This window comes from Ectothiorhodospira magna (genome assembly GCF_900110965.1).
GTDB classification, from domain to species: Bacteria; Pseudomonadota; Gammaproteobacteria; order Ectothiorhodospirales; family Ectothiorhodospiraceae; genus Ectothiorhodospira; species Ectothiorhodospira magna.
Genome location: NZ_FOFO01000022.1, coordinates 53,846 through 62,962, shown reverse-complemented (window position 1 = coordinate 62,962; position 9,117 = coordinate 53,846). Strand labels below are relative to the sequence as shown.

Here is a 9,117-nt window from a genome sequence, read left to right as displayed (position 1 = left end):
GAAGGTCGGCAACATGATGAAGAACGCCAGGCTCGCCAAGCACATCGGCGATGCGTCCTGGCATGCCTTGACCACTAAGCTGGACTACAAGGCCAGGGAGCAGGGCAAGCATCTGGTCAAGATCGACCCGTGGTTTGCCAGCTCCAAAACCTGCCATGTCTGCCAGCACAAGAGGGACGCCATGCCGTTGAACGTCCGGTCGTGGGAATGCCCGGCCTGCCACACACAACATGACAGGGATATCAACGCGGCGCTGAACATCAAGCATCAAGGCATAGTAAAGTTGAAGGCGGAAGGGCTGTCCGTCTCTGCCCATGGAGGCTTGCGTAAGCCCGGCACATCGCCGGCTGCTGCCTGAGAAGTGGGAAGCCCCGCCCGTGGCGCGTCAGCGCTTAGGGCGGGGAGCAGTCACTTCCCTGGTGACCCTGGAACGCACCAGCGGCGCGGACATCATCAACCGCTTCAACATCTTCCCGGCGGCCAAGATCCTGGCTGACCCGGCACCCGGCTACACCACCGGTCAGGCCAAGGCAGCCCTGGAATCGGTGGCGACGCAACTGAATCAGGACGCGGACACCGTGCTGGGCTGGATCGGTGAGGCCTACCAGCTGGATGCGGGGGCCGGGGCCGGCGGTGCCGCCTTCGCCCTGGGAATGCTGATGGTATTCCTGATCCTGGCGGCCCAGTACGAGCGCCTGACCCTGCCGCTGGCCGTGGCCTCGGCGGTGCCCTTCGGGGTACTGGGGGCGGTGATCGCCTCCTTTGGTCGGGGCTTCCCCAACGACATCTATTTCCAGGTGGGCCTGCTGGTGCTGATCGGTCTGGCGGCGAAGAACGCCATCCTGATCGTGGAGTTTGCGGCCCAGAACCGGCGCCAGGGGATGTCCACCACCGAGGCCGCCACGGCGGCGGCACGGCAGCGTTTCCGCGCCATCGTGATGACCGCGCTCACCTTCATCGTCGGCAGCCTGCCGCTGGTGTATGCCAGCGGTGCCGGCGCGGCCAGCCGTCAGGAGATCGGCACCGTGGTGGTGGGCGGCATGCTGGCGGCCAGCACTCTGGCCCTCCTGTTCGTGCCGCTGTTCTATAAATTGCTGGAGGACATGGCCGACGGGTGGAAGGCCCGTCGCCACCAGCCCCCGCTGGAAAGCCGCTAACTCACTGGCCTTGCAGCGGCGGCATCAGACGCTGGGCGCCCTGGGCCAGCGCCTGATGCCGATCCGGAATCCAGGCATCCGGACCAAGCAGGGCGTCCAGCCCCAACTGGGCCAGTCGCGCCCGGGGCTGGTCCTGGACGCCGGTCATGATCACCTGCACGTCATCGTCCACCGCACCCCGGATGGCGGCCTCCAGGGCCACCGCCGTGGTCACCCCCAGATGGGGTACCCGCCCCAGATCCACCACCAGTACGCCGGCCCCGTCCAGCTTGGGTTCCTGACGGGTGATCGCCTCCGCCGCGCCAAACACCAGGGGACCGCTCAGATGCAGGATCTTCAAGCGTCCCTTGCCCTGGGCCAGCAGCGCCCGTTCCTCCGGTGACAGGTCGGCGCAGTGACCATTGGTATCATCGTCTCCGGGTCGCCGGGGCGGCAGGATGCAGACCGATTCTGCCTGCACATCCGCCAGCCGCCGGATGGTCATCACGTTGGCCACGAACAGGCCGATGGCCACGGCGGTGATCAAATCCACGAACACGGTCATGGCGATCACCCCGTAGAGGATCAGGGCGCCCTTGGGCGACACCCGGTGGGCGCGGCGCAAAAAGCGCCAGTCGATGATGTCCAGCCCCACCTTGACGGCGATGGCCGCCAGTACTGCAAGGGGAATGTTGGCGGTGAGTTCCGCCGCCCAGATCACCACCATGACCAGGATCAGGGCACGCACGATCCCGGACAGGGCCGAGCGCCCCCCGGCCTGGATATTCACCACGGTGCCCATGGTGGCCCCGGCCCCCGGCAGGCCACCGCACAGACCCGAGGCCAGGTTGCCCATGCCCTGCCCCACCAGTTCCTTGTCGGAACTGGATGATTTGCGGGTCATGCTGGAGGCGATCACCGAGGACAGCAGGGCATCCACTGATCCCAGCAGGGCCAATACCAGGGCATCCACCACAATGATCAGCCATTGATCCGCGGTGAAGACGGGCAGGCGCAGGGTGGGCAACCCCATGTCGATGGGACCAATCACCCGGACCTGCTCACTCCCCAGCCAGTACATCATCGCCACCGTGCCCAGCACCAGCACGATGAGCTGGGGTGGCAGATAGCGTTTCACCCGGGCCGGCATGAACAGCAAAATGGCCAGGGTCACGCCTCCCAGAATCAGTTCCAGGGGTTCGATGGCCGCCACCAGATCGGGCAGCCCCTGCAGGGTACCGATCACTCCCCCCGCCGGCGTGGCATGGCCCAGCAGACCAGGCAACTGCAGGATGATGAGGATGATGCCGATGCCGGTCATGAAGCCGGAGATCACGGTATAGGGCATCATGGTGACGTAGCGCCCCAGCTTCATGGCCCCGAAGGCCATCTGGAACACGCCGGTGAGCATCACCACGGTAAAGGCCATGGCCATGCCCTGCTCCGGATTGGCGGCGATCAAGGAGGCGATCACCGCCGTGAACACGACCGTCATGGGGCCGGTGGGTTCAGAAATCAGGGTGGGGGTGCCGCCGAACAGGGCGGTGAACAGGCCGATCAGGATGGCGCCGTAAAGCCCCGCCTCCGCGCCGGCGCCGGAAGCCACGCCAAAGGCCAGGGCCATGGGCAGGGCGATCACCGCCGCCGTCACGCCACCGAACAGATCCCCCTTCAGGTTATTGAACCGGATCTCGTTGAAGACTCGCATCTGGGCTTCCTCATTGAGTGGGTCTATTATCGAAGGGGATTTTGTTCAACAATAATCGAATTTTATGAAGAAATTCATTTAATTTTGTCTATGAATTTCCTCGATGGAGACGCCACCAGGGTCCGATGGGGCAAGGCTGACGAACCGGCCACCCATCAACATTTGACAGGCTCACCCCATCCATACATAGATTAATATTGATCCATTGAATAGAAACAATCAATTTATGGATATACTCCCAATTCATGTAATTTTCCCATAGAGTAAACATCGCCTTCCCGTCAAAGGCGGGGCACAGACCACAGGAGCTGATGACCATGAGCGTGAAGACCTACGACGCGGGTGTGAAAGAATACCGCGAACTCTACTGGACTCCGGACTACGTCCCCCTGGATTCCGACCTGCTGGCCTGCTTCAAGGTCACCGGACAGCCGGGGGTGCCGCGGGAGGAAGTGGCCGCCGCCGTGGCCGCCGAGTCCTCCACCGGGACCTGGAGTACGGTGTGGTCCGAACTACTCACCGACATGGAATTCTACAAGGGGCGGGCCTACCGCATCGAGGACGTGCCCGGCGACAAGGAATCCTTCTACACCTTCATCGCCTACCCCATCGACCTGTTCGAGGAAGGCTCCATCGTCAACGTGCTCACCTCCCTGGTGGGTAACGTCTTCGGTTTCAAGGCCCTGCGCCATCTGCGCCTGGAAGACATCCGCTTCCCCCTGGCCTACGTGAAGACCTGCATGGGTCCGCCCAACGGCATCCAGGTGGAACGGGACAAGCTCAACAAGTACGGCCGCCCCCTGCTGGGCTGCACCATCAAGCCCAAGCTGGGCCTGTCGGCCAAGAACTACGGCCGCGCCGTCTATGAATGTCTGCGCGGCGGCCTGGACTTCACCAAGGACGACGAGAACGTCAACTCCCAGCCCTTCATGCGCTGGCAGAACCGCTTCGAGTTCGTGGCCGAAGCCGTGGCCGCTTCCCAGGCGGAAACCGGCGAACGCAAGGGCCATTACCTCAACGTCACCGCGCCGGACCCGGAACAGATGTACGAGCGGGCCGAGTTCGCCAAGGAACTGGGCCAGCCCATCATCATGCACGACTACATCACCGGCGGCTTCTGCGCCAATACCGGCCTGGCCAAGTGGTGCCGCAAGAACGGCATGCTGCTGCACATCCACCGGGCCATGCACGCGGTCATCGACCGTCATCCCAAGCATGGCATCCACTTCCGCGTCCTGGCCAAGTGCCTGCGCCTCTCCGGCGGCGACCATCTGCACACCGGCACTGTGGTGGGCAAGCTGGAAGGCGACCGGGCCTCCACCCTGGGCTATGTGGACCTGCTGCGGGAATCCTTCATCCCCGAAGACCGCTCCCGGGGGATCTTCTTCGATCAGGACTGGGGCTCCATGCCCGGCGTGTTCGCCGTCGCCTCCGGCGGTATCCACGTCTGGCACATGCCCGCCCTGGTCACCATCTTCGGCGACGACTCGGTGCTGCAGTTCGGTGGCGGTACCCAGGGCCATCCCTGGGGCAATGCCGCCGGCGCCGCCGCCAACCGGGTGGCCCTGGAAGCCTGCGTCAAGGCCCGCAACGAAGGCCGTGATCTGGAGCGGGAGTCCCGCGAGATCCTCACCGACGCAGCCCGTCACAGCCCCGAACTGGCCATCGCCATGGAGACATGGAAAGAGATCAAGTTCGAGTTCGACACCGTGGACAAGCTGGACGCGGGCTGATCCCGCGCACCGGGCCGGATCATTCCCCCTTCCGAACATGAGGACCTGCAGACATGCCTTTCCAGAACACCATGGGTGACTACCAGACCCGACAGACCCTGGAAACCTTCGGTTTCCTGCCCCCGCTGACCCAGGAAGAGGTCTTTGACCAGATCGCCTATATCATTGCCCAGGGCTGGACGCCGGGCATCGAGCATGTGCACCCGGACTTTTCCATGAACCATTACTGGACCATGTGGAAACTGCCCTTCTTTGGCGAGGTGAATCTGGACCATGTGGCCGCCGAGCTGGAAGCCTGCCATCGGGCCTACCCGGATCACCATGTGCGGCTCACGGGCTACGACAACTACACCCAGTGCCAGGGCGCCTCTTTCGTGGTGTTCGAGGGACGGCGCTGATCGCGGACCTAAGATAGACCACGAGCGGGGAGAGACCATGGCTAACAGACCATCCAGCAGTTCCAGCGGGCGTCAGGCCGCCCTGGCGCGCCGGCAGGCCCTCGCCAGCCGGGGCAAGGGCAGCACCAGTGCCGTCCCTCCACCGGCGGCGCCCAGGCCAGCACCGGCACCGACCGTGAACCGGCCGGCACCCGCTGCCCGCCGGTCCATGCCAACGGTGACCCCCCCCGCCCGTGGTCGGGCCACGGCCCCCCGTGCCGTGATGCCCGAGGCCTCCGGTCGCGCCCAGGCCCAGGCCCGTCGCGCCGCCCTGTCCCGGGCCGGCAAGCGGGCCAACACCTCCAGCGACCGGGTCCGGCAGGCCGCCGTGGTGGCGGCCTCCGAACCGGCACCGCCATCTGCACCCTCCGGTTGCCAATGCGGTGGGCAATGTGGCCGTCATAGCGAATCCTCATCCTCGCCACAACAGCCGGAACGGGCCGTAACCCGTAGTCATTCCCTGTCCCGTCGGGGCAATGATCGCCCCGGCACCGGCCAGGATCGGCGTCGGAATACACTCCGGCGCAACACGCCCAATACCCAGCCGGCGGGCCGCCTGCAGTCCCAGGCCCGACGGTCCGCCCTGGCCAGCCGGGGCAAATCGGCCGCCAGCACCCCCACCTCGGCGGCCAGTCTGGCTCGCCAGGCCAATCCGCGCCTGTCCGGGCGGGAACTGGCCCGTAGCGTCCGGGCACAGCGCAGTCAAAACGGTGCCATGGGCACCCGCCGCACCCCTCCCACCGGACGCACCCGCCCCGAACCGGCCCAGGATCAACCCTGGAAGGTGGGGGTATCGGAAACCGCCGCGGGACAGGCGGTGACCGGCACCCTGGTGGGTCGCAGTCAGGGGGTCACCGGCAATGACTCGGGCACCTGCCGCGCCGTCACCGGCACCGAATACCTGGGTGCGGAGATCTTTCACGAATTCTGTCAGACCACCCCCCCCAGCCGGCCGGAAAAGGTGCATGTCACCCGCACCGGTCAGGGCAGCCGGGTGACCGGCAACGAACTGGGCCGTGGCGCCCGGGTGACGGGCAACGAGCCGGGCACCTGCCGCCGGGTGACCGGAAACGAGTACGTGGGTCAGGAGCAGTACCAACAGTTCTGCGACACCCCGCCGCCAGGGCCGACCCAACCGCCCAAGGTGACCCAGGCCACCACCGCCCGGGGGCAGACCGTTTCCGGCAACATGCCCGGTCGCTCCCGCAAGGTCACCGGCGACGAGCCGGGCACCTGTCAGGCGGTGACCGGCACCCCCTACACCAGCCCGGAACAGATCGCGGACTACTGCCCGCCCGAGGCCCAGGCCCGGATCGAGCAGCGGACTTCCCTGGCCGCCCAACCCGGTCAGCCGGATTTTCCACAGCCTTTGGACACCGCACCCGGACAGGGATTTACCGTCACCTCCCCGGCCCGCCAGGTAGAACGGGAACGGCGCAACAACGTGGGTGTGACCGGTACCCGCTACGACCAGCAAGGCGGTCGCATCACCGGCCCCTTCGACATGGCAACGGACAAGATCACCGGCACGGATCAGGCCCGTCTGCAGCGGCCCCCCGTTGTTCTGGAAGACCTGGACACCGGGTTGCCGGAAGGGGCGCCGGTGGACTTTGACCCCCAACCGGAAACACCCCGCCGTGCCCGTATCACCGGGGAAGGCCAGTCCAGCGGCAGCAAGATCACCGGCGATGACTGGGAACGGGGCGACCGGGTGACCGGCACCGAGGGCAGTTCCGCCCGCCGCCGCAATCCCACCCGGCCCGGTCTGATGGGGGCCATGCCGGCGGTCACCCACAAGCGTAACCAGGATGTGCCGCCACCGGTGAGTCGCGTCACCGGCAGCAGCGGCAATACGGAAAAAGGATCACTGGTCACCTACTCGGGCGGCGCAAGGGGCTGACCCACGCCAAACCCGACTGCTTCAACATCACTGACAACACCACAGCAACCAAGCGACCCACAGCCGAGACCCGTAGACCATGCTCACCCGCCGCCGCTCACGCCGTGACAGTCTGATCTGGGCCACCGCCCCGACGGTCCATCGTCATGGCCGTGGCGCGGCATCCCCCCAACCCTCACCGATCACCCGGACGGCGCAGCCGGCCGAGGCGACACCGATGGGGGAAGCCCCGCCCCCGCATGGGCATCGGTTGTCATCCCCAGTGAAGGGCGCTCGATCCCAGGCCCGGTTGCATCCGCTCACCGACAAGGCCGCCAACCATCGGCTCCAGGCCTACGAGACTGCGGTGAAGTCCTCCTTTGACCGCATCCTGCCGGTACTGCACGACCTGGCCGGCCTGCAGCGGGACAAAGGTTTCATCGGCAAGGCCCAGGCCCTGGCGGAACAGACCCTGGGATTCCGGCTGCCGGATCATCTGCTCAACGATGCCTGGATCAAGGGACTGGACCTGCCCCGGCTCCACGCCGCCTGCCTGTTCGAGACCTATGGCCGCATGGCCGACGGCTTCTTTGCCCATGATCCCCTCAAGGGCCACGACACCCGGGAATTCGACACCTTCCTGCAAAGCTGCGGTTTTCACCTGATGGACGTCACCCCCTGCGCCGACGGGCGTCTGGCTCACACCATCAGCTATGTGCTGCGCCTGCCCTTTGGCGCCGTGCGGCGCCGCTCCTTTGCCGGTGCCCTGTTCGACGTGGAAGACACGGTCAGCAAGTGGGTGGAGGTGGAACATGCCCGCTACCGGGCCGGCGTCCCCAACACCGCCGATGCGCCCACCCGCTATTTAAAGACCGTGGTCTACCACTTCAGCTCCCGCAACCCGGCCCACGAGGGCTGTGCGGCCCATGGCTCCGACGATGATGCCGCGGCCCGAGCCGGCCTGGAGCGCCTGCGGGCCTTCCGCCAGGCGGTGGAAAACGGGTTCTGCTGCGGTGCCTCTGTCGCCCTGCTGCTCATCGGCCTGGACACGGACACCGATGCCCTGCGGATTCATGTCCCCGACGCCCAGGGACACACGGACCTGCAACGGAGTCTGGACACCGGCCATATCTACCATCAAACCCTGTCCATGACACCGGAGGCCGCCCGGCGCCATATTCTGGAGCAGGTGCGCCGCCAGGCCCCCGCCACCCCGGACGAGGGCATGGTGACACTGATCGCCCGGCTGGTGGAAAACAACCTGTCCCAACTGGACTATGTGGTGCGTCGACATGACGGCACCTACCCGGACCAGGGCCATGCGGAACGCTTCATCGGCGTGGGCATCGGTTTCGAGGAGATCCAGTTGCGCAACCTCACCTTCTTCGCCTACCTGCACACGGTGGAAGAAGGTGCCGCCGACCTGGATGTGGGGTGCCGTATCCTGGGGGGACTCAATCACCCCCACGGCCTGCCCATCCCGGTGGTGATCCGGTTCGACTACCACGGCCAGGTGCCTGGCGCCCGGGAACGGGCCATCGCCCGCTGCCAGCAGGTGGACCGGGCCGTGACTGAACGCTACGCCCCCCTGATCCGGGACGGCCTGCTGCACCGTCTGCTGGTGGTACGGGACTGTGATACCCGCGGCGGTCTGGAGCGGGTGGCCACATCCACGGACCCAAGCGGACGAGGAGGACACTGATGAAGATCTGTCAGGTGGAACGCCCGCTGGTCTCCACCAACCGGATACCCGGTTTTGAGCACAAGCATCTACTGGTGGTGCGCGACGGCAGTTCCCGTCAGGTGGCGGTGGACGCCGTAGGCTGCATCCCCGGTGACTGGGTGATCTGCGTGGGCAGCTCGGCGGCCCGGGAGGCTGCCGGCAGCAAGGAATTTCCCAGCGACCTGACCATCGTCGGCATCATCGACCGCTGGCCGCCGGAACACGAAGCCGGCGGCGGGGAGTCGGGCTGATGGAAGTCCGGCAAGTGGTGGGGTCGGTGGTCTGTACCCAGCGAATTCCGGGACTGGCCCATGTGGATCTGCGTCTGGTGCAGGACGGCCAGGGCCGACAGGCGGTGGCCACCGATCCGGTGGGCGCCCGCCCCGGTGACTGGGTGTTCCTGGTCAGTGGTTCCGCGGCCCGCCATGCCATGGGCAACGCGGACATCCTCACCGACCTGACCGTGGGCGGGGTGATTGACCAGTGGGAACCGGCATGACA

Annotated in this window: 8 protein-coding genes and 1 pseudogene; 8 read left to right on the top strand and 1 reads right to left on the bottom strand. The window is 66.0% G+C overall.

Annotated elements, in window-relative coordinates:
• Together BMX62_RS09950 and BMX62_RS09945 are read left to right on the top strand one after the other, a co-directional pair.
• Positions 1 to 358 (top strand): RNA-guided endonuclease TnpB family protein (locus BMX62_RS09950; protein ID WP_143339734.1); only part of this gene is annotated, 358 nt, incomplete at its 5' end.
• A gap of 49 nt (positions 359 to 407) precedes the next feature.
• A pseudogene (locus BMX62_RS09945) lies at positions 408 to 1,157 on the top strand (efflux RND transporter permease subunit); the annotation flags it as partial.
• Between the two features lies 1 nt (position 1,158).
• On the opposite strand, the gene BMX62_RS09940 reads toward BMX62_RS09945, so the two are convergent.
• The gene (locus tag BMX62_RS09940) at positions 1,159 to 2,844 is read right to left on the bottom strand and encodes a SulP family inorganic anion transporter (protein ID WP_090208169.1); all 1,686 of its coding nucleotides are present in this window, start codon (positions 2,842 to 2,844) and stop codon (positions 1,159 to 1,161) included.
• A 317-nt stretch (positions 2,845 to 3,161) separates the two neighbouring features.
• Here BMX62_RS09940 and BMX62_RS09935 point away from each other — a divergent pair, with 317 nt between their 5' ends.
• The 6 genes from BMX62_RS09935 (at position 3,162) to BMX62_RS09910 (ending at position 9,115) form a co-directional block, all read left to right on the top strand.
• Positions 3,162 to 4,577 (top strand): form I ribulose bisphosphate carboxylase large subunit, encoded by a 1,416-nt coding sequence (locus tag BMX62_RS09935; protein WP_090208167.1) that lies wholly within the window; start codon positions 3,162 to 3,164, stop codon positions 4,575 to 4,577.
• Positions 4,578 to 4,630: 53 nt separating this feature from the next.
• Entirely contained in the window at positions 4,631 to 4,975 is a 345-nt protein-coding gene (locus BMX62_RS09930) for a ribulose bisphosphate carboxylase small subunit (protein ID WP_090208164.1), read from the top strand.
• 37 nt (positions 4,976 to 5,012) lie between these two features.
• A complete protein-coding gene (locus tag BMX62_RS09925) occupies positions 5,013 to 6,914 on the top strand; it encodes an alpha-carboxysome scaffolding protein CsoS2 (RefSeq protein WP_090208162.1) in 1,902 nt (633 codons plus the stop codon).
• A gap of 79 nt (positions 6,915 to 6,993) precedes the next feature.
• Entirely contained in the window at positions 6,994 to 8,595 is a 1,602-nt protein-coding gene (locus tag BMX62_RS09920) for a carboxysome shell carbonic anhydrase (RefSeq protein ID WP_238375944.1), read from the top strand.
• Positions 8,595 to 8,867 (top strand): alpha-carboxysome shell vertex protein CsoS4, encoded by a 273-nt coding sequence (locus tag BMX62_RS09915; protein WP_090208155.1) that lies wholly within the window; start codon positions 8,595 to 8,597, stop codon positions 8,865 to 8,867. The genes BMX62_RS09920 and BMX62_RS09915 overlap by 1 nt, the downstream gene beginning before the upstream one ends.
• The gene (locus tag BMX62_RS09910; protein WP_090208153.1) at positions 8,867 to 9,115 is read left to right on the top strand and encodes a carboxysome peptide B; all 249 of its coding nucleotides are present in this window, start codon (positions 8,867 to 8,869) and stop codon (positions 9,113 to 9,115) included. The genes BMX62_RS09915 and BMX62_RS09910 overlap by 1 nt, the downstream gene beginning before the upstream one ends.
• Positions 9,116 to 9,117 lie beyond the last annotated feature (2 nt).